Source organism: Tessaracoccus coleopterorum, from assembly GCF_011174705.1.
In the GTDB taxonomy this organism is placed as follows: Bacteria; Actinomycetota; Actinomycetes; order Propionibacteriales; family Propionibacteriaceae; genus Arachnia; species Arachnia coleopterorum.
In genome coordinates this window covers 2,768,689-2,789,970 of record NZ_JAANIJ010000001.1, presented here as the reverse complement: position 1 = coordinate 2,789,970, position 21,282 = coordinate 2,768,689, and the positions used below count along the sequence as shown (strand labels likewise).

26 protein-coding genes and 7 pseudogenes are annotated in these 21,282 nt (G+C 70.1%); 18 read left to right on the top strand and 15 right to left on the bottom strand.

Annotated elements, in window-relative coordinates; all coding sequences use genetic code 11:
• Positions 1–17 precede the first annotated feature (17 nt).
• The 7 genes and pseudogenes from G7085_RS17945 (at position 18) to G7085_RS27475 (ending at position 4,532) form a co-directional block, all read left to right on the top strand.
• Positions 18–1,788 (top strand): annotated as a pseudogene (locus G7085_RS17945) (acetyl/propionyl/methylcrotonyl-CoA carboxylase subunit alpha).
• A gap of 98 nt (positions 1,789–1,886) precedes the next feature.
• A complete protein-coding gene (locus G7085_RS17940) occupies positions 1,887–2,489 on the top strand; it encodes a hypothetical protein (RefSeq protein ID WP_197511960.1) in 603 nt (200 codons plus the stop codon).
• Positions 2,461–2,721, top strand: coding sequence for a hypothetical protein (locus tag G7085_RS17935; RefSeq protein ID WP_197511959.1), 261 nt, complete (start codon positions 2,461–2,463; stop codon positions 2,719–2,721). Before G7085_RS17940 ends, G7085_RS17935 begins: the two co-directional genes overlap by 29 nt.
• Before the next feature lie 151 nt (positions 2,722–2,872).
• Entirely contained in the window at positions 2,873–3,163 is a 291-nt protein-coding gene (locus G7085_RS17930; RefSeq protein ID WP_197511958.1) for a hypothetical protein, read from the top strand.
• A complete protein-coding gene (locus G7085_RS17925) occupies positions 3,157–3,516 on the top strand; it encodes a hypothetical protein (RefSeq protein WP_197511957.1) in 360 nt (119 codons plus the stop codon). The genes G7085_RS17930 and G7085_RS17925 overlap by 7 nt, the downstream gene beginning before the upstream one ends.
• Before the next feature lie 72 nt (positions 3,517–3,588).
• Positions 3,589–3,960 (top strand): AMP-binding protein, encoded by a 372-nt coding sequence (locus tag G7085_RS27480; RefSeq protein WP_331716023.1) that lies wholly within the window; start codon positions 3,589–3,591, stop codon positions 3,958–3,960.
• A complete protein-coding gene (locus tag G7085_RS27475; RefSeq protein ID WP_231979671.1) occupies positions 3,948–4,532 on the top strand; it encodes an AMP-binding enzyme in 585 nt (194 codons plus the stop codon). The genes G7085_RS27480 and G7085_RS27475 overlap by 13 nt, the downstream gene beginning before the upstream one ends.
• 228 nt (positions 4,533–4,760) lie before the next feature.
• Here the strand turns inward: G7085_RS27475 and G7085_RS17915 are convergent.
• Positions 4,761–6,159: pseudogene (locus G7085_RS17915) on the bottom strand (NAD(P)H-quinone dehydrogenase).
• 45 nt (positions 6,160–6,204) lie between these two features.
• On the opposite strand from G7085_RS17915, the pseudogene G7085_RS17910 reads away from it, so the two are divergent.
• From G7085_RS17910 to G7085_RS17885, 6 genes and pseudogenes are all read left to right on the top strand, one after another.
• Positions 6,205–7,013, top strand: a pseudogene (locus tag G7085_RS17910) (purine-nucleoside phosphorylase).
• Positions 7,013–8,662, top strand: a pseudogene (locus tag G7085_RS17905) (phospho-sugar mutase); the annotation flags it as partial. The pseudogenes G7085_RS17910 and G7085_RS17905, both read left to right, overlap by 1 nt.
• A 53-nt stretch (positions 8,663–8,715) precedes the next feature.
• On the top strand, positions 8,716–9,012 hold the full coding sequence (locus G7085_RS33105; protein WP_197511956.1) for a hypothetical protein: 297 nt from the start codon (positions 8,716–8,718) through the stop codon (positions 9,010–9,012).
• On the top strand, positions 8,985–9,581 hold the full coding sequence (locus G7085_RS31040) for a DUF2207 domain-containing protein (protein WP_197511955.1): 597 nt from the start codon (positions 8,985–8,987) through the stop codon (positions 9,579–9,581). Before G7085_RS33105 ends, G7085_RS31040 begins: the two co-directional genes overlap by 28 nt.
• Complete coding sequence (locus G7085_RS31035; RefSeq protein WP_197511954.1) at positions 9,482–10,405, top strand: DUF2207 domain-containing protein; 924 nt, start codon at positions 9,482–9,484, stop codon at positions 10,403–10,405. Before G7085_RS31040 ends, G7085_RS31035 begins: the two co-directional genes overlap by 100 nt.
• On the top strand, positions 10,375–10,545 hold the full coding sequence (locus tag G7085_RS17885) for a hypothetical protein (protein WP_197511953.1): 171 nt from the start codon (positions 10,375–10,377) through the stop codon (positions 10,543–10,545). The genes G7085_RS31035 and G7085_RS17885 overlap by 31 nt, the downstream gene beginning before the upstream one ends.
• 632 nt (positions 10,546–11,177) lie before the next feature.
• On the opposite strand, the pseudogene metG reads toward G7085_RS17885, so the two are convergent.
• The 10 genes and pseudogenes from metG to G7085_RS17835 all read right to left on the bottom strand — a co-directional run bounded on the left by metG (position 11,178) and on the right by G7085_RS17835 (position 16,499).
• Positions 11,178–12,959: pseudogene (metG, locus tag G7085_RS17880) on the bottom strand (methionine--tRNA ligase).
• A gap of 51 nt (positions 12,960–13,010) precedes the next feature.
• Complete coding sequence (locus G7085_RS17875) at positions 13,011–13,220, bottom strand: hypothetical protein (RefSeq protein ID WP_231979670.1); 210 nt, start codon at positions 13,218–13,220, stop codon at positions 13,011–13,013.
• A 58-nt stretch (positions 13,221–13,278) separates the two neighbouring features.
• Positions 13,279–13,506, bottom strand: coding sequence for a hypothetical protein (locus tag G7085_RS17870; protein WP_197511951.1), 228 nt, complete (start codon positions 13,504–13,506; stop codon positions 13,279–13,281).
• Positions 13,507–13,723: 217 nt separating this feature from the next.
• The gene (locus G7085_RS17865; protein WP_197511950.1) at positions 13,724–13,879 is read right to left on the bottom strand and encodes a hypothetical protein; all 156 of its coding nucleotides are present in this window, start codon (positions 13,877–13,879) and stop codon (positions 13,724–13,726) included.
• 192 nt (positions 13,880–14,071) lie between these two features.
• On the bottom strand, positions 14,072–14,374 hold the full coding sequence (locus G7085_RS17860; protein ID WP_197511949.1) for a hypothetical protein: 303 nt from the start codon (positions 14,372–14,374) through the stop codon (positions 14,072–14,074).
• A 25-nt stretch (positions 14,375–14,399) separates the two neighbouring features.
• Entirely contained in the window at positions 14,400–15,149 is a 750-nt protein-coding gene (locus G7085_RS17855; RefSeq protein ID WP_197511948.1) for an ATP-binding cassette domain-containing protein, read from the bottom strand.
• Positions 15,150–15,248: 99 nt separating this feature from the next.
• Positions 15,249–15,527 carry a GntR family transcriptional regulator gene (locus tag G7085_RS17850; protein ID WP_331715769.1) on the bottom strand — a complete coding sequence of 93 codons (279 nt, stop codon included), beginning with the start codon at positions 15,525–15,527 and terminating at the stop codon, positions 15,249–15,251.
• A gap of 106 nt (positions 15,528–15,633) precedes the next feature.
• Positions 15,634–15,915: pseudogene (locus G7085_RS31030) on the bottom strand (ROK family protein); the annotation flags it as partial.
• A 10-nt stretch (positions 15,916–15,925) separates the two neighbouring features.
• Positions 15,926–16,237 (bottom strand): ROK family protein, encoded by a 312-nt coding sequence (locus G7085_RS31025; RefSeq protein ID WP_197511947.1) that lies wholly within the window; start codon positions 16,235–16,237, stop codon positions 15,926–15,928.
• Positions 16,238–16,241: 4 nt separating this feature from the next.
• Positions 16,242–16,499 carry a hypothetical protein gene (locus G7085_RS17835; RefSeq protein ID WP_197511946.1) on the bottom strand — a complete coding sequence of 86 codons (258 nt, stop codon included), beginning with the start codon at positions 16,497–16,499 and terminating at the stop codon, positions 16,242–16,244.
• A 383-nt stretch (positions 16,500–16,882) separates the two neighbouring features.
• On the opposite strand from G7085_RS17835, the gene G7085_RS17830 reads away from it, so the two are divergent.
• On the top strand, positions 16,883–17,257 hold the full coding sequence (locus G7085_RS17830; protein ID WP_197511945.1) for a YchJ family protein: 375 nt from the start codon (positions 16,883–16,885) through the stop codon (positions 17,255–17,257).
• 22 nt (positions 17,258–17,279) lie between these two features.
• On the opposite strand, the gene G7085_RS33100 is transcribed toward G7085_RS17830, so the two are convergent.
• The 4 genes and pseudogenes from G7085_RS33100 to G7085_RS27460 form a co-directional block, all read right to left on the bottom strand.
• A complete protein-coding gene (locus tag G7085_RS33100; RefSeq protein WP_331715768.1) occupies positions 17,280–17,423 on the bottom strand; it encodes a hypothetical protein in 144 nt (47 codons plus the stop codon).
• Positions 17,424–17,446: 23 nt separating this feature from the next.
• Positions 17,447–18,055: a M24 family metallopeptidase gene (locus G7085_RS17825; protein WP_331715767.1), complete on the bottom strand. Its 609-nt coding sequence runs from the start codon at positions 18,053–18,055 to the stop codon at positions 17,447–17,449.
• Positions 18,056–18,083: 28 nt separating this feature from the next.
• Complete coding sequence (locus G7085_RS17820; protein WP_197511944.1) at positions 18,084–18,221, bottom strand: hypothetical protein; 138 nt, start codon at positions 18,219–18,221, stop codon at positions 18,084–18,086.
• A gap of 149 nt (positions 18,222–18,370) precedes the next feature.
• Positions 18,371–18,928, bottom strand: a pseudogene (locus G7085_RS27460) (ribonuclease H family protein); the annotation flags it as partial.
• A gap of 185 nt (positions 18,929–19,113) precedes the next feature.
• Here G7085_RS27460 and G7085_RS27455 point away from each other — a divergent pair.
• Genes G7085_RS27455 through G7085_RS27440 form a run of 4 tightly spaced genes read left to right on the top strand, consistent with a single transcriptional unit; the run spans position 19,114 to position 21,279 of the window.
• Positions 19,114–19,626 (top strand): P-loop NTPase family protein, encoded by a 513-nt coding sequence (locus G7085_RS27455; RefSeq protein WP_231979668.1) that lies wholly within the window; start codon positions 19,114–19,116, stop codon positions 19,624–19,626.
• Positions 19,584–20,048, top strand: coding sequence for a hypothetical protein (locus G7085_RS27450; RefSeq protein WP_231979667.1), 465 nt, complete (start codon positions 19,584–19,586; stop codon positions 20,046–20,048). The genes G7085_RS27455 and G7085_RS27450 overlap by 43 nt, the downstream gene beginning before the upstream one ends.
• Complete coding sequence (locus G7085_RS27445) at positions 19,949–20,731, top strand: hypothetical protein (protein ID WP_231979666.1); 783 nt, start codon at positions 19,949–19,951, stop codon at positions 20,729–20,731. Before G7085_RS27450 ends, G7085_RS27445 begins: the two co-directional genes overlap by 100 nt.
• Positions 20,707–21,279: an ATP-binding cassette domain-containing protein gene (locus G7085_RS27440; RefSeq protein WP_331715766.1), complete on the top strand. Its 573-nt coding sequence runs from the start codon at positions 20,707–20,709 to the stop codon at positions 21,277–21,279. Before G7085_RS27445 ends, G7085_RS27440 begins: the two co-directional genes overlap by 25 nt.
• Positions 21,280–21,282 lie beyond the last annotated feature (3 nt).

Sequence of the window (21,282 nt, the reverse complement as noted above, 5' to 3'; positions counted from 1 at the left end):
CCTAGCCAGGAGGAACAGTGGGCAACGTCGCCATCTCGAAAGTTCTGATCGCTAACCGCGGCGAGATCGCAGTGCGCGTCATCCGCGCCGCAAGAGACGCAGGCATCGGCTCGGTGGCCGTATACGCCGATTCTGACGCGGAGTCGCTGTTCGTGCGGTTGGCCGACGAGGCCTTCGCGCTCAATGGCGCCACCCCTGCCGACACCTACCTGAACATCGACAAGTTACTGAGCGTCGCCGAGCGGACGGGGGCCGACGCGGTGCATCCCGGCTACGGCTTCCTCGCCGAGAACGCCGACTTCGCACGCGCCGTCATCGGTGCAGGCCTCACCTGGATCGGCCCACCGCCCGAGGCGATCGAGTCCCTGGGCGACAAGGTGAGGGCCCGCCACATCGCGCAGAAGGTCGGAGCGCCGCTCGTGCCGGGCACGGCGGACCCGGTGGCCGACGCCGACGAGGTCGTCGCCTTCGCCAGCGAGCACGGGCTCCCCATCGCCATCAAGGCCGCCTTCGGTGGCGGCGGCCGCGGCCTCAAGGTCGCCCGCACCCTCGAAGAGGTGCCCGAGATGTTCGAGTCGGCAACCCGCGAGGCGGTCACGGCGTTCGGCCGGGGCGAGTGCTTCGTCGAGCGCTACCTCGACAAGCCGCGCCACGTGGAGACCCAGTGCCTCGCCGACTCCCACGGCAACGTCGTCGTGGTGTCGACGCGCGACTGCTCACTCCAGCGCAGGCACCAGAAGCTCGTCGAGGAGGCCCCGCGCCGTTCCTGACCGACGCCCAGATGGAACGGCTGTACGCCTCGAGCAAGGCCATTCTCCTGGAGGCCGGCTACGTCGGCGCAGGCACCTGCGAGTTCCTGGTCGGCCTCGACGGCACCATCTCGTTCCTCGAGGTCAACACCCGCCTCCAGGTCGAGCACCCGTCTCCGAAGAGGTCACGGGTCTCGACCTCGTGCGTGAGATGTTCCGCATCGCGGCAGGCGAGGAACTCGGCTACGGCGATCCCGAGGTGCACGGTCACTCGATCGAGTTCCGCATCAACGCCGAGGACGCGGGGCGCAACTTCATGCCCGCCCCGGCACCCTCACCCGGTGGCACGCACCGAGCGGCCCGGGCGTCCGCGTCGACGAGGGTTACCACGTCGGCATGACGGTGCCCGGCGCATTCGACTCGCTGGTCGCGAAGGTGATCGTCACCGGCGCCGACCGCGACCAGGCGATCCGACGCTCCCGGCGTGCGCTCGGCGAGTTGCAGATCGAGGGCATGCCCACCGTCGTGCCGTTCCACAGGGCCGTGCTCGACGACCCGGCCTACACCGCCGCCGACGGCTCGTTCGACGTGCACACCCGCTGGATCGAGACCGAGTTCACCGGAGAGATCGCCCCGTACACCGGGGAACTCGGCGAGCCCGAGGACCAGGTCGAGCCGGAGATCATCACCGTCGAGGTCAACGGCAAGCGCGTCGAGGTCAAGCTTCCCGGCGGACTGGGCGCGAGGGCCAAGACCACCAAGACCGCGCAGCGCCCACGCGCCGCGACCGGGCGGAAGCAAGGTGTCCGCCCCCAGCGGCAATGCGCTGACCTCACCCATGCAGGGCACGATCGTGAAGGTCAACGTCGAGGAGGGCCAGACCGTCGCCGAAGGCGACCCGATCGCCGTCATCGAGGCCATGAAGATGGAGCAGCCTCTGAAGGCCCACCGCGGCGGGGTGGTGGCGTCACTGGGCGTCGCCGCCGGCGATGCCGTGGTCGCGGGCCAGGTGCTCTGCGAGATCCTCGACGCCGAGTAGAGAGGCTTCCGGAGGGCCGGGCGGGGGTTCCCGCCGGCCCTTGCGTGCCTGCCTATCCTGGGAAGGGAACTCACGCATAGATGTAAGAGGTGATGGTGATGTTCGGTGGGCTGTTCACGATGCTCTTCATCTTCGTGATGATCTCGATGATCCTTGGCGTGACCCGGGGCAACCGTGGACGCCTCGGCGACTCGGGAATGCCCACCCGCCCGCTCGACATGGCTCCGCGGCAGCAGATCACCCCTGGGGCATGCAGCCCCGAACCCTACGCCCAACAGTTCGGCATGCAGCCCTTCGGCCAGCTGCCCGTCAGGCAGGGTTACGACCCGGCCGCCCACCAGCCCATCTCCGAGGGTTCACGCGAAGCGATCAACCGCGACATCACCAGCTTCGGTGAGGAACTGCGCGACCTCGACCTCGAGGTCGTCGGCCTCGCGTTGGATGAGGCCACCCAGGCCGACTACACGGAGGCCCTCGACGCCTACGACGGCGCGAAGCAGCGGCTCGCAGCGGCGCGCACCAACGCCGACGTCCGCCAGATCGCCGAGGTGATGGAGGGTGGCCGCTACGCGGCGGCCTGCGTCCGCGCCCGCGCGAAGGGCAACCCCGTCCCCGAGCGTCGTCCCCCTGCTTCTTCGACCCGTCCCACGGGGTGTCCGTCGCCAACGTGTCATGGGCGCCGGCCGGAGGCGCGGCCGTGAGGTGCCCGCCTGCGCGGCCGACGCGCAGCGCGTCCGCACCGGCAACGACCCGTCGATCCGGATGGTCTACGCCGGGCAGCGGCAGGTGCCCTACTGGGAGGATGCCCAGCAGTCCGCGTGGGCGCAGGGCTACTACGGCCGCTACGGCGGCGATCCGGCGCTGCGCACCATCACCCACGGCGCCCTCATGATCGGCGGCTTCTCCCTTCTGATGGGTCTCCTGGACGACTGACCGCCCGCGCTCCGCACCCCGCCTCCGTTGTTGGAATCCCACAGCGGAGGCGCCGTCATCTTGGGCCGGTCGCACAGCGGCATCGGCGATCGACGGGGGTAGCGTGGAAAGCGAACCTACGGTTGCGTAGGTTGGCCGAGCGAGGAGCCAGATGAACGCCGCCACCGAAGCGATCCGAACCGCCCGCGATCAACTGCTCGCCTCCGCGGGCAGGGCGAGCGGGCGCGACGTGAGTTCACCTGGCCTACCATCTCCGGCCCTTCAACTGGGCCATCGACTGGTTCGACGAGGTGGGCCGCGGCAACCCGACACCGCGCTGTGGCTGCGTGACCTCGGCGGCCGCGACACACGGTACAGCTACGACGACATGGTCCGCCGCTCGGACCGCCTGGCGGGCTGGTTAGAGGGCCTCGGCATCGGCAAGGGCGACCCGTCATGCTGATCCTCGGCAACCAGGTGGAGCTCTGGGACGCGATGCTCGCGGTGATGAAGCTGGGCGCGGTCGTGCTCCCGACGGCGGAGGCCCTGCAGGATTTCGACCTCGAGTTGCGCGCGCCGCGCGCCGGCGTGAGGGCGGTCATCTCCAACCCGGCGGACGAGGCCAAGTTCCACGGCATCGACGACATCATCACCGTCACCACCGGCACTGCCCACGACCGGTGGCGCTCGATCTCCGAGGCCGACGATGCACCCGCCACCCCCGCGCCGTCGTCACGGACGCCACCGACCCGTGCCTCTACTACTTCACCTCCGGCACCACGAAGGATCCGAAGCTGGTGGTCCACACCCAGCTGAGCTACCCCGTCGGGCACCTCTCGACGATGTACTTCATCGGGGTGCGCCCGGCGACGTGCACCTGAACATCTCATCCCCGGCTGGGGCAAGCACGCCTGGTCGAGCTTCTTCTCTCCGTGGCTGGCCGGGGCGACCGTCTACAGCTACGCCTACGAGCGGTTCGACGCGGCCGGGCTGCTGCACGAGCTCGAGGAACGGAAGGTGACCACACTCTGCGCGCCGCCGACCGTGTGGCGGATGATGATCAAGGCGAACCTCGGCACACGGCCCTCCGCGCTGCGCGAGGCGGTCGGTGCAGGCGAGCCGCTCAACCCCGAGGTCATCTCCACGGTCGAGCGGGCCTGGGGCCTCACGATCCGCGACGGCTACGGCCAGACCGAGACCACCTGCAGCATCGGCAACGCCCCGGTGAGGTCGTCCGCGCCGGGGCGATGGGCGCGGTGATGCCCGGGATGCGGATCGAGATCATCGACCCTGACACCGGCCTCGAGGCCCGCAGGGAGAGATCACCCTGCCGCTGGAGCCGTGGCCGTTCAACCTCACCCCGGCTATCTGGACGGCTCCCCACTGCGGGGCCGGACGGCCGGTACCACTCCGGCGATCTCGTCACGGTCGGCGCGGACGGGTACCTCACCTACGTCGGCCGCACCGACGACGTGTTCAAGGCCTCCGACTACAAGGTGTCACCGTTCGAACTCGAGTCGGTGCTGATCACGCATCCGGCGGTGCTCGAGGCCGCGATCGTGCCCGCCCCGACCCCTGCGCCTGGCCGTCCCGAAGGCCTACGTGGCGCTCGCCCCGGCTTCGAGCCGACGGCCGACACCGCGCTGTCCATCCTCCGGCACGCCAAGGAACACCTCGCCCCGTACCTGCGGGTGCGACGCATCGAGTTCGCCGAGCTGCCCAAGACGGTCAGCGGCAAAATCCGCCGCGTCGTGCTGCGGGCCCGCGAACACGATCCGTCCGTCGAGATCGTCGACTTCCGCTACGAGTCGTTCCCGGAGCTGCGGGGCTGAATCGTCCCCGCTCCCGCCTGCGCAGCACCTCGCCCGCGAGGTACAGGAGCCGGATGAAACCGACCACGAACGCCAGCGCACCGGTCGCCGCCACCCACGCCGTCGGGGCCAGGTGCCTCCGTCCGAGGCGTCCGCCGCGTCGAACGCGGCCGAACCCGCCACCCGAAGACCACGCATCCGACGAGCATCAGCGCCACCCAGGGTGCCCACCAGTGACGAGACATCGGCTCAGTTGGTGAGGATGGCGCCGTCGCGCTTGTGCAGGCGGCGGGCCGCCTCCGCGAGCGATCCGGACATCGACGGATAGACGGTGAAGGCGTGGCTGAAGTCGTCAACCGTCACCTTCTGGGAGACGGCCACCGACACCGCATGGATGAGCTCGGAGGCGCGGGGGCGACGACCACCCACCGATGATGATGCCGGTGGTCGGCAGGCAGAACAGCTTGACGAAACCCTCCGTGAAGCCCTGCATCTTCGCCCTGGCATTGGGCGCGAGGGGCAGCAGCACCGAGGTCACGCGCACCTCGCCCGCGTCCACCTCACGCTGCGACACCCCGACGGTGGCGACCTCCGGGTGGTGAAGACGTTCGACGAGACGAGGCGCAGGTCCAGCGGGGTGACGGCGTCGCCGAGCGAGTGCCACATGGCCACCCGACCCTGCATGGCGGCCACCGAGGCGAGGGCGAACACGCCCGTCACGTCGCCGGCGGCGTAGATGTGGCGGTTACTGGTGCGCGAAACCTTGTCGACCTTGATGTGACCCGACGGCAGGAGCTCGACACCGGCCTCCTCGAGGCCAAGGCCCGCAGAGTTCGGGATGGACCCCACCGCCATCAGGCAGTGCGAGCCCCGCACCTCCCGCCCGTCTGCCAGCGTGACGACGACACCGTCGCCCTCGCGCCTGGCGGCCACCGCCCTGCATTCGCTCATGATCGTCATGCCGCGGCTCTCGAAGGCCCGCTGCAGCACGGCGGCGGCGTCCTGGTCCTCGCCGGGCAGCACCTGGCTGCGGGAGCTGACCAGCACCACTTCGCAACCCAGCCCGTCGTAGGCGGAGGCGAACTCGGCCCCGTCACACCCGAACCGACCACGATCAGTCGCTCAGGCAACTCCGAGAGGTTGTAGACCTGTTTCCAGTTCAGGATCCGCTCGCCGTCGCACGGGGCGTCGGGCAGCTCGCGGGGCGTGGTGCCGGTCGCCACGAGGACGATGTCGGCGTCGAAGGCCTCCTCGCCGGCCCCGGTCAGGGCGACCACGCGGCTCTCGCCGTCGAGTCTGGCCTGGCCCTCCACGAGGTGCACGCCGTCCTGCAGCAGCCGCTGCCGGATGTCGTCGGACTGCGCGATCGCCAGGTCGAGGACCCTGCGGTTGACCTCCTCCAGGTCGACGCGCACCACGTCGCTGACGTCAGCGCCTGCGATGTGCAGGCCGAGCTGCCTCGCGTTCTCGATGCGCACCATCACCTCGGCGGTGGCGATCAGCGTCTTCGACGGGACGCAGTCGCTCAGGACGGCGGCTCCCCCGAGCCCGTCCCTCTCGATGAGGGTGACCTCGCCCCCAACTGGTTCGCGACGAGTGCCGCCTCGTAGCCGCCGGGTCCGCCACCGATGATCACAACCTTGGTCACGGCCCCATCCTCCCACACCTCCCCGCACGGGTGTCGGCCGCAAGTATGCTGAACCGGGTGAACGATGACGCATTTGCCCTTGCGGCCTCAGCGGCCGACTACCTCCGATCCACTTCGGCGTGGACCGCATCGACCTGGCGCTGGTGCTCGGCTCCGGCTGGTCCTCGGGCGCCGATCAACTCGGTGATCCTCTGGGAGAGATCGGGCTGGGCGACGTGCCCGGCTTCAGCAAGCCGGTGGTGAGCGGCCACGGCGGTGCGCTGAAGCTGGTCCGGACCGCGGGCGGCAAGGTCGCGGCGATCTTCACCGGCCGCACCCACTACTACGAGGGCCGCGGCACCGGGCCCGTCGTGCACGGGGTGCGCACCGCGGCCGCATGGGGGCCTCGACCGTCGTGCTGACCAACGGCTGCGGGGCCTCAACCCGGCCTGGGCCCCGGCACCGTGGTGCTGTTGAACGACCACATCAACCTGACCGGCGACACGCCGCTGCGCGGGGCGACCTTCATCGACCTGTCCGAGGCCTACTCCAAGCGGCTGCGAGATGTCGCCCACAGCATCGACGCCTCCCTGCCCGAGGGCGTCTACGTCCAGTTCCGCGGCCCGCAGTACGAGACCCCGGCCGAGGTGCGGATGGCGGGCATCCTGGGTGGCGACCTCGTCGGAATGTCCACGACGCTGGAGACCATCGCGGCACGCGAGTCGGGCCTCGAGGTGCTGGGTCTGTCGCTCGTCACCAACGCCGCAGCGGGCCTGAGCGAGACCAACCTCGACCACACCGAGGTGCTTCAGGCCGGCCGCGACGCGGGACCGCGGCTCGCGGCGCTCCTGTCCGGGATTGTCGGGGCCCTCTGATGAGCGCCCTGCTCGACACCGCCGCAGCCTGGCGCGACGCCGATCCCGATCCCGAGACGCGCGAAGAACTCGACCACCTGATCGTCCAGTCCCAGGCCAACGACGAGACGGTGCGGACCGCCGCGCTCGCAGAGCTCGGTGCGGCATTCGCCGGGCCGCTCGAGTTCGGAACCGCTGGCCTCCGCGGCCCGATCGGCCCGGGCCCGCCCGGATGAACCGCGTCGTCGTCACGCAGGCCGCCGCCGGTTTCGCCGCCTGGTTGAAGGCGAACGGCCACCGCGGTGGCAGGGTGCTGATCGGTCACGATGCGCGTCACAACTCCGCCGCCTTCGCCGAGGACACCGCGCAGGTGATGGCCGGGGCGGGCTTCGAGGTGCTGTGGACGGGCGAACCCGTCCCGACCCCCGTCGTCGCCTTCGGCATCCAACACCTCGGCTGCGTGGCGGGAGTCGTGGTGACGGCCTCGCACAACCCGCCGCAGGACAACGGCTACAAGGTCTACCTCGGCGACGGCTCGCAGATCGTGCCGCCCACCGATGGCCAGATCGCCGAGGAGATCGCGGCCGTCGCGGCCGGAGGGTGGGCGTCGCTGCCGCGCAGCGAGGCTCGCACCGACGTGACCGCCGACCTGCTTGCGGCCTATGTCGCCCGCGCCGCATCGCTGTATCCGGCCAGGGCGCCCCGCGACCTGGTGTGGGTCCACACCTCCCTGCACGGGGTGGGTGCCAAGACTGTACGCGGCGTGGCGGGGGCGATCGGCCTGCCCGCGCCGCACGAGGTCGCGGAACAGGCAGAGCCGAACCCGGACTTCCCCACCGTCGCATTCCCCAACCCGGAGGAGAAGGGCGCCATCGACCTCGCCCTCAAGCGGGCTGCCGAGGTCGGGGCGGATGTCGTCATCGCGAACGATCCCGACGCGGACCGCTGCGCGGTGGCCGCCGTCGTGGACGGGGCATGGCGGATGCTCACCGGTGACGAGCTGGGCTCGCTGCTGGGCGACGACGCCATCCGCCGGGGGTACCCGGCACGTTCGCGAACTCGATCGTGTCGTCGACGCTGCTGGCCCGGATGGCGGTGGCTGCGGGTCGCTCCCACACCACCACGCTGACCGGTTTCAAGTGGATCGGCCGGGTGCCCGATCTCGCCTTCGGCTATGAGGAGGCCATCGGATACTGCTGCGATTCGAGGGCGGTCCCGGACAAGGACGGCATCACCGCGGCGGTGAACGTGCTGCGGATCGTGGCCGAGCTGAAGGCGAAGGGCCGCACGCTCGCCCACCGGCTCGATGACATCGCGCGTACCCACGGGTTGACGTCGACGTCGCAGCTTGCGGTCCGCGTCGCCGACCTGTCGCTGATCGCCGACGCGATGGCCCGGCTTCGCCGGAACCCACCCGCCACCCTGCTCGGCGAGCCGGTCACGGTGGTCGACCTCGCGGAGGGATCCGCGTCGCTGCCCCCACCGACGGCATCGAACTGACCGGGGAGAGCCTGCACGTCGTGGCCCGCCCGTCCGGCACCGAGCCCAAGCTGAAGTGCTACCTGGAGGTGCGCCTACCCGCAGACCGTTCGCAGGACGTGTCCGCGGCGCGCGTCGAGGGTGCCGACCGGCTGGCGGCGCTGCGCGCCGAGATGGCCACCGCGCTGGGGTCGAGGCCTGACCGCCACGCACTGAGCGCCACCCCGACGCCGTGGACGTCGGGGTGGCTACTCTGGATTGCATGACGAAGCTCCGCACAGGACTGGCCGCACTGTTGCTCGCACTCCTGTCCACGTGGGCGGTGGTGCTGCCCGCGCATGCCGACACAGACGCCCCGATCACCCGCTACGACGCGAAGGTGAACCTCACCCCTCAGGGTGTGGCCGAGGTGACGATCGACTTCACCATGGACTTCGGCGTGGTGCGCGGCCGCGGGCCCATCGTCATCCTCCCACCAGGCAGGATGACGGCGCGAACCCGAACGAGCAGTACGTGTTCCGCTACTCGGATTTCGCCGTGAGCTCCGCAAGCGGCGCTAACACCCAGACCGACCTGTCGGACGAGTCCGACGCCGTGGGGCTGCGGATCGGCAACGAGAACATCTGGAACGAGGGCCCGGAGGACTACACCATCTCCTACAAGGTGACCGGCTTCATCGTCGGCGACCACCCCGAGAGCGGGATGGATGAGTTCAACTGGAACGCCATCGGCCCCGCCTGGGACTCGCGGATCAGCAACGTCTCCGTCCAGGTGACCGGCCCGGCCGCGGTGCAGCAGGCCGCGTGCTTCTACGGCCGCTCCTACGACCAGCCGTGCACCGCCTCCACCTCCGGCGACACGGCGAACTTCTCTGTCGCCGACCTCGGCAGCCGCAACCCGATGCAGGTCGTCGCCGGCTTCCCCGCGGGCACCTTCCCCGGCGTCGAGCAGGAGAAGGAACTCAAGCCGTCGCTGTCCAACGCCTTCGGCCTCACCCCGGCACCGGGATCGTGGCTGGCGGCGGTCTCCTTGCCGCCCTCGCCGGCCTCGTGGCGATCCGTCGCAGGCACACCCGCGACGACATCTACCTCGGCCTCACCCCCGGCCTGACGCCGGCGGGCAACGAGCAGGCCAACATCGGCCGCGCTTCCGGCAGGGCGCCCGTCGCCGTCCAGTTCAATCCCCCGAAGGGCGCGACTCCAGGCGAGATCGGCACCCTCTTCGACACCACTGCCGACGACGTCGACGTGTCGGCCACCATCGTCGACCTCGCGGTACGGGGCTTCCTGAAGATCGAGTCGCAGGGTAAGGGCTTCACGCTCTACGCCACCAACCCGCCGCAGGGTGAGCGGCTCGCCTCCTACGAGGCCAAGCTGCTCGCCGACCTCTTCGAGGGCGCCCCCAGCGTGACCCACAAGGAGCTCCGCACGGAGAGCCATCAGCACGACCTCGGCAACGCCCGCTCCGGGCTCTACGGCGCCGTCGTGCAGAAGGGCTGGTTCAAGGCGAACCCCAACACGGCACAGGCGAAGCCCGTCACGATCGGTTTGGTCTCGCTGATCGGTGCTGGTGTCGTCGCCTTCATGCTGTCGCGCCTGGGCTGGAGCCTCATCGCCATCCCGCTGGCGGTGTTCGGCCTCGGCCTGATCGTCATGTCAGGCAAGTTCCGCACCCGCACCGCGCAGGGCTCGGCCTACCTCGCCCAGGCGAAGGGCTTCGAGATGTATCTGCGCACCGCGGAGAAGGAGACCCTGAGGTTCGAGGAGGGCGAGGACATCTTCTCCAAGTACCTCCCTACGCCATGGTGTTCGGAGTGGCGGACCGCTGGTCGAAGTTGTTCGCCCAACTGGGCGCCGAGGGCGTCTACCGGGCCGACACCTCCTGGTACATCGGCGCAGACCTCATGCACGGCTACGCCTTCGCCAACGCGATGAACGGGCTCACCTCGCAGATGTCCAGCGCCTTCCAGGCGGCCCGCGCGGCGGGCATGTCGGCGGCGACCGGCGGTTCCTCCGGCGGGTCCGGCTTCAGCGGCGGCGGCGGCTTCGGCGGCGGCGGAGGCGGCTCCTGGTGACCTTCCGGGTCGCGCACACCGCGACCCGGCGGTAGGCTTCCGCGCATGAGTCGGAGCCTGCTGCTGATCGCCGGCCCTCCGGAAGCGGAAAGTCGCGCCTGACAAGGCTGGCCGCCGAGGCCTCCTCGGCGCTCGCGTTCCGGCTCGACGACTTCTACCACGACGCCGACCATCCCGACCTGCCCATGACGCCGATGGGGATCCCGGACTGGGACCGGGTGGAGACCTGGGATCTGGAACTCGCTCTCCGGGCGATCTCCACGCTTCTCACCGAGGGATCGTGTGAAGTGCCGGTCTACGACATCTCGCTCTCGCGTCGTGTTGGGCACCGCCGGGTGCAGATGGGCGACGCGTCGACGATCGTCGCGGAGGGCATCTTCGCCATCGACGCCCTCGGGCCGGCGCTCGCGTCGGGGATCGAAGCGGAGGGGCTCTGGCTGGACCGCAGCCGGGTCGCGAACTTCTCCCGCCGGCTCACCCGTGACCTCCGGGAGCGGCGGAAGACCCCCACCGTGCTGCTGCGCCGGGGGCTGCCCTGTACCGGGGCGAGCCGGGGCTCCGACGGGAGGCCCTGTCACAGGGCTTCCAGCCGGTGTCGATGCGGGCGGCGCTCGGCCGCCTCACCACCTGAGTCAGTCGGCGATCGGTGCCCAGCTCGGGCCCGTCTGCCCGAGCATGTCGTCGAGCTTCGCGAACAGCGGGCTCGGCTTGGCGAGCGGGGTGCCCGCCACGATCGGGCGTGACGCCCACGTCGCCAACTGCGCGGTGTAGTCACCCTGCAGCGTCGGGTAGGTCAGGTCCTCGTCGGTCACCTCGACGATCCGCGGCTGCGCGGCCCAGGTGCCCTCTCCGCCGAGCGCCTCGAAGATCCGCTGCGCCGAGTGCGGCAGGTACGGGGTGAGCAGGGTGTTGGCGTCGGAGACCACCTGCAGCGCGACGTGCAGCACGGTGTCGCGCCGGGCCGGGTCGTCCTTCAACTTCCACGGTTCCATGTCGGAGATGTACTTGTTGGCGAGCGAGACGATGCGCATGGCCTCGGTGATGCCTGCCTTGAAGCGACGGGCGGCGATGTGCTCCCCACGACGTCGAACGCGGCGGCCGACTCGGCCAGGAGGGCGCGGTCGGCGTCGGTGAGCTCACCTGCAGCCGGGATGGCGCCGTTGTTCTTGTGCGCCATCGAGATGGAGCGGTTGACCAGGTTGCCCCACTCGTTGGCCAGCTCGTAGTTGGTGCGACGGACGAACTCGTCCCACGTGAAGTCGGTGTCCTGGTTCTCGGGCCCGGCCACCGCGATGTAGTAGCGCAGGGCGTCGGGGCCGAACTCGGCGAGGAAGTCACCGACGAAGATCGAGGCGCCCCGCGAGGAGGAGACCTTCGAGCCCTTCATCGTCATGAACTCGGAGCTGACCACCTCGGTGGGAAGGCGCAGCTCGCCGAGCGACGGGCGGATGGTGCCGCCGGCCTCCCCTGGCCGTTGGCGCCGAGCAGGATGCCGGGCCAGATGACGGAGTGGAAGACGATGTTGTCCTTGCCCATGAAGTAGTAGGAAAGGGCCTCGGGGTCGTTCCAGAACGCGCGCCAGGCCTCCGGGTCACCGGAACGGGCGGCCCATTCGACGGCGGCGGAAAGGTAACCGATGACGGCGTCGAACCACACGTAGATGCGCTTCATGGGCGCGTCGCGCCAGCCGTCGAGCGGGATCGGGACGCCCCAGTCGAGGTCGCGGGTGATGGCGCGTTCGCGGATCTCCTTCAGGAGATTGTGGGAGAACTTCAGCACGTTGGGGCGCCAGTCCTCGCGGCTGTCGAGCCAGGCGCCCAACTGCGGGGCGACCTTCGGCAGGTCGAGGAAGAAGTGTTCGGTCTCGACGAAGTTGGGCGTCTCGCCGTTGATCTTCGACTTGGGGTTGATCAGGTCGGCCGGGTCGAGCTGGTTGCCGCACTCGTCGCACTGGTCGCCGCGCGCATTGTGGTAGCCGCAGATCGGGCAGGTGCCCTCGATGAAACGGTCGGGCAGCGTGCGGCCGGTCGACGGCGAGATGGCGCCCATCTGCTTCTTGGCGAAGATGTAGCCGTTCTCGTAGAGCGCGGTGAAGATCTCCTGCACCACGGCGTAGTGGTTCGGCGTGGTGGTGCGCGTGTAGAGGTCGTAGGAGAGCCCGAGACCCTGCAGGTCGGAGACGATCTGCGAGTGGTACTTGTCCGCGGTCTGGCGGGCGGTCAGCCCTCGGAGTCGGCCTTCACCTGGATGGCGGTGCCGTGTTCGTCAGAGCCGGACACCATGAGCACGTCGTGGCCTGCCATCCGCATGTAACGCGCGAAAACATCGGAGGGAACCCCGAAACCGGATACGTGACCGATGTGGCGAGGACCGTTGGCGTACGGCCAGGCGACCGCGGCAAGAATACGACTCATGGACGCCATCCTATCGCCGCGGCGCCATTCTCCCCGCGCCGCGGTTGACGCTCAGACCGGCTGCCTGCGAAACACGAACCAGCAGCCGAGCAGCAGCAGGGCGGGGCCGGCCATCGTCTGCCGGTCGCTGAGTTCGAACCTGGCCCACGCGAAGAGCCAGCCATACATCAGCCCGCAGGCTCCGAGCAGGCCGGCAATCCCACCGATGATTCCCCAGCGGCGGGCCGAGATGGTCATCGTCGCCAGGATCGCCGCGATCATGGGCCCGTAGATGATGGTCAGCATCTCGCCGAAACCGACCACCGCAGGAAGGCCGGGCTCAGCCCCTTGCCGCCACCCGACGAGGTGACAAGCACTCCCTGTTCTCCGCCGAGCGCGAGTGCCTCGAGCAGCGTGACCACTCCCCGGCGTAGGCCTGCAGCACGAACACGCCCAGCGTCACGACGGCCATGACCGGGAACACGGTGCCGCGACGGTGACCGAGCGAGACCGCGTACGGGGTCCGCCACCACAGCAGCACGACCTGCAATCCGGTCAGGTACAGCAACCAGGTGGCCGCGACGTCGGAGTGTTCGAAGTAGCCCGGGGTGATGACCCACTCTGAGGAGAGCGTGAGTCGCTTGTAGGCCGCGATCAGCAGGAAGAGCGCGAACGGCGCCCACCAGAGCAGGCCGAACCGCCAGCCGAGGGCGGAGAGGACTCCGATCAGCCGGGACCCGCGCGGGGTAGGGCAGGGCCGCCGCTGCGGCTCAGGTCGTTCTGATTCATACCGGAACCTCCTTGAAGACGCGCCAGAGGGCGGCGCAGAGGAACAACAGGAGCAGCAGGGCCGGCCAGGCGGAAATGGCAGGAAAACCGGCCTGGTTGATGGCCGCGGTGCCGGCTGTCACGGCGAGACCGGACAGGAGGGCCCCATCCACGGCCGAGCCCCTCCGAAGCCCAACGCAGCGCCAGCACGCTGAGCACTGAGACGGCCATGGCAACCGTGGTGACCTTCACGAGGAAGCCGGCCGTGCGCCGCAACCCGGAGGTGAGCGCATCGGCTCCCAGCGGTAGCACCCGGTATCCGGTCTGGCCTACGATGCTCTGCTCCAACCAGCCAGCGGTATGGGCTACCCGATCGCGAGCGAGGGGAGCACGAGGGTGGTGAGGATGAGCACGGCGCAGACGACGGAGCGCCGATGCCCCAGCGACAATGCGAACCGCCCCGCCAGCGAGAGCACCACGCAGGACACGGCGGTCGCCAGCAGCAACGCCTCCGCCGCGCTGGTGGAGACACGGACGAGGCCGTGGAACGGCGCCTCGAACCAGACCCTGGCGAGCGCCGCGACGCCCGCGTAGACGCCCAGCGGTAACCACCAGCGCCATCCGTGGCGGCCGCCGAGGGCGGCCACGATTGCCAGGGTTTCCCTCATGGCCGTTCCGGCTCGGTGAGCGCCGTCACGAGGTCCTGCAGCCCGACCGGCTGGGACCGCAGGGCGGCGGGCACGGGGTTTGCGGGCACGATGGCCTGCGCCAGGTTGCCGATGTTGGCCACCCGACCGAGCGGCTGCAGCCGCTCGACGACATCGCGGGGCCCTCGACCTGCCGGTAGCCGCCGGTCAGTGTCGAGGGGTCTGCGTCGGCGCGGATCCTGCCCGCCTCGAGGACGATGACACGCTCGAAAAGGTCGGCCAGCTCGTCGATCAGGTGAGTTGACACGATGAACCGCCGCGGGTCGTCCAGCTGTTCCTCGACCAGCACCTCGGCCAGGGTGCGGCGCGACGGGGCGTCCATGCCGAGCGTCGGCTCGTCCAGCATCGTCAGGGGCGCACGGGCGGCCAGGGCAAGGCAGACGAGCCCGGAACTGACCGAGCCGCGGCTCTGCGCCGAGGCGCCGGGGTCGACCCCGAAGCGTTGCATCAGCTCGCCGAAGCGGTCATGGTCGAAGCCGGAGTGCACGCGCGAGAGCGCCCGGGCCAGGGTGCGGAAGCTCTGCCCACCGGCGTGGGGCCAGCGGTCGCCGGCCAGGATGGTGCGGGAGAAGGCCCGTGCCGGCGGCAGGCCGAAGACGCTGACCTCGCCCCTGAAGCGCGGCTCCCAGCCTGCCAGCACCCGCAGGAGGGTCGACTTGCCTGCGCGGTTGCGGCCGACCAGGCCGACGATCGCCGGGCCGTCGAGGGTGAGGTCGACGGCGCTGAGCGCCCGCACACCTCCCTCAGGCCGCGGTAGTCGATGTTGAGGCTGGTGGCGGTGATGGTGCCGCTCATGGCTGCTCCTGGTTGATGATGTCGATGACCTGTTGGCTGGTCAGGCCGAGCCGGTCGGCCTCAGCCAGCAACGGAGCGACGAAGCGTTGGGCGAAGTCGGCACGGCGCCGCTCCAGCAGACGCTCCCGGGCCCGTCGGCGACGAAGGTGCCGATGCCGCGCTGCTTGTAGAGGACGCCGTCGCTCACGAGCTGGGCGATCCCCTTGAGTGCCGTGGCCGGATTTATCCGCCAGAACGAGGCGAACTCATTGATCGAAGGCACCTGATCGCCCTCGGCGAGCACGCCCGCGACGATGTCGTCGCTGACGCGGGCTGCCACCTGCTGAAAGAGCGGAAGGGCACCGTCCTGGCTATCCGGTGTGTTACTTGAGTAACTAACCATGCAACCAGCATGCCACACCCCGGCGGGGCGCCACCGACCGGGCTCAGGCGGGCAGTGGTCGCCCGAGCACCGCATCCACCTCGTTGAGCGCCTCGCGCAGCGCTCCGAGCAGGCTCGAGTCGTCACCTAGGCTGGAGGCCACTACTTCGACGGGAAAGAGGCACCCCGCGGCGAGCACGTCACGCAGCGGGCCGGTTAGGGCGGCCCCGGCGGCTGCGACCTCGCCGCCGAAGATCACCCGCAGCGGGTCGATGACCGACACCAATGTCACCAGGCCCGGCGTCAACGCCTCGACGAACGCGGCCAGCAGAGCCCTAACCTGCGGATCGGAGTAGTCAACCTCGGCTCCCCCGCCGGCAGCTCATCTGGTCCCGCCGCCGAGTAGAGCTCCCGCAGCGCGACGACGGCGCGCGACCACCCGAGCTCGGCGACTCCCCAACCTCCCCGACGCCCGTGCGATCCCGGTAGGGCTCTCCACCGAGCGTGATCGCGGCGGCGAGCGCCGTTCCCGCCAGCACCGTCACCGAGTCATCCACATCAACCGCCGCCCCGATCCAGTGCTCGGCAAGAGCAGCACAGCGGGCATCGTTTCCGACGCGGACCACGGCTCCCGGGAAGCGCTCGGCCCACAGGTCGGCCAGGCTCACCCGGTCAGCCCGGAAGTCGGGAGCTGAGCACGACCGTGCCTGCGGCGTCCACGATGCCGGTTGTGGCAACCCCGACCGCCCAGACCTCGTCCCGGGAGAGCCCGGCCCTACCCAGCAGAGCATCGACCGCCTCCACCACGGCCGCGAGCCGTTCCTTCACGCCAAGGGTGGCCGCCAGGGCCACTTCGCCACGCCCGACGCTGCCACCGTCAAGCCGGGTCACCAGGACACGGGCCAACTCCACCCCCATGTCACACGCCACCACATGCCCGACCTCCGGCCGGAACGCGAACCGCCTGGCGGGGCGCCCGGCCTTGCGCCCATCCTCCGACTCCGGTGGAATCACGCGAACCAGGGACCGTCCGACCAGTCCCGACACGGCCTCCTCCACGGTCGGGCGCGACAGCCGGGTCAGACCGACCAGCTCGGTAAGGCTCAGCGAGGCGGCCCCCGCAACAGCGGCAACACCGCCTCCTCGTTGCCGCGTGGCGCGAACCCACGCCCCACCGGAACCGCATTTCCGTCCACGAAAATCTCCCTTGACCGCCCGCAGAGCGGGCCTGGCCCGCCGCGACCCCATTATATAAAATATCTGCATATTCGGGGCAGGGCTTGCAGCGGTTCGCCGCCTAGACTGGTCGCACCATGACGACCTCCTGCCTCTGTGACACCGGCAAGCTCTACGACGAATGCTGCGGCCGCTGGCACTCCGGCCGGCCGGCGCCCACCGCGCTGGCCCTGATGCGCTCGCGCTACACGGCCTTCGCGCTGCAGTTCGAGGACTACCTGCTTGCCACCTGGCATCCCGATACCCGCCCCGGCTCCGTCGATCTCGAGGTCGACACCGAGTGGACGGGGCTGCGGATCGACGCCACTACCGACGGCAAGGCCTGGGACGACGCGGGCACCGTGACCTTCACCGCCTCCTACACCTCACCCGAGGGGAAGGGGCAGCTGCGCGAGGTCAGCCGCTTCTTCTTCGACGACGGGCGCTGGTACTACTACGACGGCACCTACTAGAGGCCGCCGCCGGGCCCCACCCTCAGGGGTTGGTGGGCAGCGTCAGGATCTCCGGCCCGGCCGGCGTGATGGCGATGGTGTGCTCCGAGTGCGCCGTCCGGCAACCGGTGGCGCTGCGCAGCGTCCAGCCGTCGGGATCGACCTTCAGCTCATCGGTATCGGTCATCACCCACGGCTCGACGGCGAGCATCAGCCCGCGCCGCAGCCGGAAGCCCCGCCCGCGCGGCCCACGTTGGGGATGTGCGGGTCCTGGTGCATCGTCGAGCCGATGCCGTGGCCGCCGAAGTCGGTGTTGACGGAGTACCCGCGGGAGGTGAGCACCTCGCCGATGGCGTGCGAGATGTCGCCGAGTCGCCCGGCGGGCCTGGCCGCCGCGATCCCCGCCGCGAGGGCCTCCTCGGTGGCCTCGATCAGCGCGACGCTCTCAGCCGGCCGGGCCTCACCCACGATGAAGCTGATGGCCGAGTCGGCCGCGATCCCGTTCTTCAGGACGGCGAGGTCGAGGGAGAGCAGGTCTCCGTCGCGCAGCGCGTAGTCGTGCGGCAGCCCGTGCAGCACGGCGTCGTTGACGCCCGTGCAGATGTAGTGCCCGAAGGGTCCGTTGCCGAAGGACGGCGCGTAGTCGACGTAGCAGGACTCGGCCCCGGCCTCGAGGATCATCTCCTTGACCCATCCGTCGATGTCGAGCAGGTTGACCCCGACCTTCGCCCGCGACCGGCAGGCCTGCAGGATGTCGGCCACCAGGGCGCCGGTGACGCGGCCCTTCTCCAGCTGGGCGGCGTTCAGGATCTCGATCATGGGGTGTCTCTTTCGGTGGGCATCGTCGTCAGTCTGCCACGAGCCGCAGCGCCCACGCGCCGGGCACCTGCTGCCACAGCAGCGCAACCGGCCTGCCGTCGACGGTGACGCGGGCCAGGCAGGCCTCCTCGCCGACTGCGTCGACGGAGCGGATCGCGATGCTCACGCCGTCGGCCCAGCCGAGCGTCGCCGACTCAGCGCCGCCGCCGACCACGAGCAGGTCGGGGTGGAGTCGCACCGACCCCCGGTCGCTTGCGAGGGCCTTGACGGCGCGGACCACGGCGGCCTTGGCGCGGGGGCCCGCGGTGCCCACGACCGGTTGGGGGCGGGTTCGGCGGAAGGGTCGAGGGAGAACAGGTCGGGCTGCTCGTCGACCTGGCCGACGGAGAAGTCGGTGCGGGCCGTCGGCCGCGCCACGTCGGGGAAGCCCGGCCCGGAGTCGGGCTCGCCGCCCGCCTGGTAGGCGGTGGCCGCGGCGCGGGCCCGCACGTCGGCCGCCTCGTTCATGGCGTGGCCCGCGTGCCCTTCACCCATTCGAAGGTGACGTCGCGGCCCTCAGCTCGGCGTCGAGTTCCTTCATCAGCTCGACGTTCAGCACCGGCTTGCCGTCGCCCTTGCGCCATCCCTTGCGCTTCCAGCCGGGCAGCCACTTGGTGAGCGAGTTGATCACGTACTGCGAGTCGCACAGCACCTTCAACGGCTCCTCGACGTGCGAGGTGGAGCGCAGCAGGTCGAGCACGGCCATCAACTCGGCCATGTTGTTGGTGCCGTGCTCCCAACCGCCCGCGGCCCAGGCATCGTCGGAGATGTACCAGGCCCACCCCGCGGGCCCGGATTGGAGAGGGAGGAACCATCAGCTGCGGCAACGATCACGACACGAGGATAGTGGCCGCCCGCACGGAGGCATCGCGGGAAGGTTGCCGCGCCCCGGTGGAATACTCGCCCCATGACATCGCCCGAGACACCGCACGACCAGATCCGCGTCCGCGGCGCACGCGTCAACAACCTGCGGGCATCGACGTCGACATCCCCAAGGGAGGCTGACCGTCTTCACCGGCGTGTCCGGCTCGGGCAAGTCGTCGCTGGTGTTCGGCACGATCGCGGCCGAGTCGCAGCGGCTCATCAACGAGACCTACCCGGCGTTCGTGCAGTCCTTCATGGCGAGCCCGGCGCGGCCGGACGTCGACTCGCTGGAGAACCTGTCGGCGGCGATCGTCGTCGACCAGGAGCGGATGGGTGCGAACTCGCGCTCCACGGTGGGCACCGCCACCGATGTCAACAACCTGATGCGCCTGGTGTGGTCGCGGTTGGGCACGCCTGAGGTGGGCCCCAGCTTCTTCTTCTCGTTCAACACCCCGCAGGGCATGTGCCCCTCCTGCGAGGGCAACGGGCGGGTCTCGGCCGTCGACGAGTCGCTGATCGTCGACCGGTCGCTCTCCCTGAACGACGGTGCCCTGCTCGCCCCGGCTTCGGCGTCGGCACCTGGTACTGGAAGGGCTACGCGGAGAACCCGACCATCGACGCGTCGGTGCCGCTGCGGGACATGCCGGAGGAGCAGTGGAACTTCCTGATGTACCAGGAGCCCACCAAGGTGAAGGCCCTCGGGATGAACATGACCTACGAGGGCCTCATCCCGCGGGTGAAGCGGATGTTCCTCAACCCGGAGAAGGCACCGGGGCAGAAGCATGCCCGGGAGTTCGCGGAGCGGATCGGCACCTTCCAGGCCTGTCCCGACTGCGGCGGCACCCGGCTCAACGCGGCCGCCCGTTCGGCCCGCGTGCTGGGCGTCACGCTGCCCGAGGCGCTCGGCTGGCAGATCTCCGACCTCGCCGTCTGGGTGGAGGCCCTGCGTGACTCCCCGACGGCGACCGCGCCCGCCCCGTCCTCACCGCGTTGGCCGACCTGCTCGGCTCGCTGGTGGAGGTGGGCCTCGGCTACCTGTCGCTCGACCGGGAGTCGGGCACCCTGTCGGGCGGCGAGGCACAGCGCGTGAAGATGGTGCGCCACCTCGGCTCCGCGCTGACCGACATCACCTACGTGTTCGACGAGCCCACCGTCGGCCTGCACCCCCACGACATCGAGAAGATGGTGAGCCTGCTCGAGCGCCTCCGCGACAAGGGCAACACCGTCCTCGTGGTGGAGCACAAGCCGCAGGTGATCCGCCGCGCCGACCACATCATCGACATCGGCCCCGGCGCCGGCACGCACGGAGGCACCATCACCTACGTCGGCGCCCTGGAGGGGCTGCGCGGCTCCGGAACGGTCACCGGCGAGCACCTGGACGTCAGGCCCCGGCTGCGCGGCGCCCCCGCTTCCCACCGGGCACCTCGCGATCCGCGGCGCCTCCACCCACAACCTCCGCGGCGTCGACGTGGACCTGCCGCTCGGCGTGCTCACGGTGATCACAGGCGTGGCGGGATCGGGCAAGTCGAGCCTCATCCACGGCTCCATCGCCGACGGCTCGATGGCCCGGGCGGGCGACCTCAGGGTGGTCGACCAGACCGCGATCCGCGGTTCGATCCGCTCCAACCCGGCCACCTACACCGGCGTGCTCGACCCGCTGCGCACCGCGTTCGCGAAGGCCAACGGCGTCAAGCCCGCCCTCTTCAGCGCCAACTCGGAGGGGCGTGCCCAACTGCAAGGGCCTCGGCGTGGTCTACACCGACCTCGGCATGATGGCCGGCGTCGCCAACACCTGCGAGGTGTGCGAGGGGCGCCGCTACACCGACGAGGTGCTGCGCTACACGCTGCACGGGCTGAACATCTCCGAGGTGCTCGGCCTGCCCATCGCCGAGGCGGCGTCGGTGTTCCACACCGGCAACGTCGGGAAGATCCTCGGCCGGCTGATGGACGTCGGCCTCGGCTACCTGAAGCTCGGGCAGCCGCTCTCCACCCTCTCGGGAGGTGAGCGGCAGCGCGTCAAGCTGGCGATCAGGATGGGAGAGGGGCCCGGCATCTACGTGCTCGATGAGCCGACCACCGGCCTGCACATGGCCGACATCGACGCGATGCTGCGCATGCTGGACACGCTCGTGGAGCAGGGCAACTCCGTCATCGTGATCGAGCACTCCCTGGCCGTGATGGCGCACGCCGACCGTGTGATCGATCTCGGCCCCGGCGCAGGCCACGACGGCGGCCTCGTCGTGTTCGAGGGCACACCTGCCGGGCTCGCGGAGTCAGGGACCCTGACGGGGCGTCATCTGGCGGCCTATCTGGAGGGTTGAGGG

What these genes read in the sequence shown, in the direction of transcription:
- G7085_RS17875 (WP_231979670.1), bottom strand. Translation starts at nt 13,220, where the DNA reads ATGATCGCGGCGATCCTGGCGACGATGACCATCTCGGCCCGCCGCTGG.
- G7085_RS17925 (WP_197511957.1), top strand. Translation starts at nt 3,157, where the DNA reads ATGCTGATCCTCGGCAACCAGGTGGAGCTCTGGGACGCGATGCTCGCG.
- G7085_RS17935 (WP_197511959.1), top strand. Translation starts at nt 2,461, where the DNA reads ATGGGCGCCGGCCGGAGGCGCGGCCGTGAGGTGCCCGCCTGCGCGGCC.
- G7085_RS17860 (WP_197511949.1), bottom strand. Translation starts at nt 14,374, where the DNA reads ATGAGGGAAACCCTGGCAATCGTGGCCGCCCTCGGCGGCCGCCACGGA.
- G7085_RS27475 (WP_231979671.1), top strand. Translation starts at nt 3,948, where the DNA reads ATGGGCGCGGTGATGCCCGGGATGCGGATCGAGATCATCGACCCTGAC.
- G7085_RS17825 (WP_331715767.1), bottom strand. Translation starts at nt 18,055, where the DNA reads ATGATCGAGATCCTGAACGCCGCCCAGCTGGAGAAGGGCCGCGTCACC.
- G7085_RS33100 (WP_331715768.1), bottom strand. Translation starts at nt 17,423, where the DNA reads ATGACCGATACCGATGAGCTGAAGGTCGATCCCGACGGCTGGACGCTG.
- G7085_RS17830 (WP_197511945.1), top strand. Translation starts at nt 16,883, where the DNA reads ATGACGACCTCCTGCCTCTGTGACACCGGCAAGCTCTACGACGAATGC.
- G7085_RS17885 (WP_197511953.1), top strand. Translation starts at nt 10,375, where the DNA reads ATGCACGGCTACGCCTTCGCCAACGCGATGAACGGGCTCACCTCGCAG.
- G7085_RS17930 (WP_197511958.1), top strand. Translation starts at nt 2,873, where the DNA reads ATGAACGCCGCCACCGAAGCGATCCGAACCGCCCGCGATCAACTGCTC.
- G7085_RS17940 (WP_197511960.1), top strand. Translation starts at nt 1,887, where the DNA reads ATGTTCGGTGGGCTGTTCACGATGCTCTTCATCTTCGTGATGATCTCG.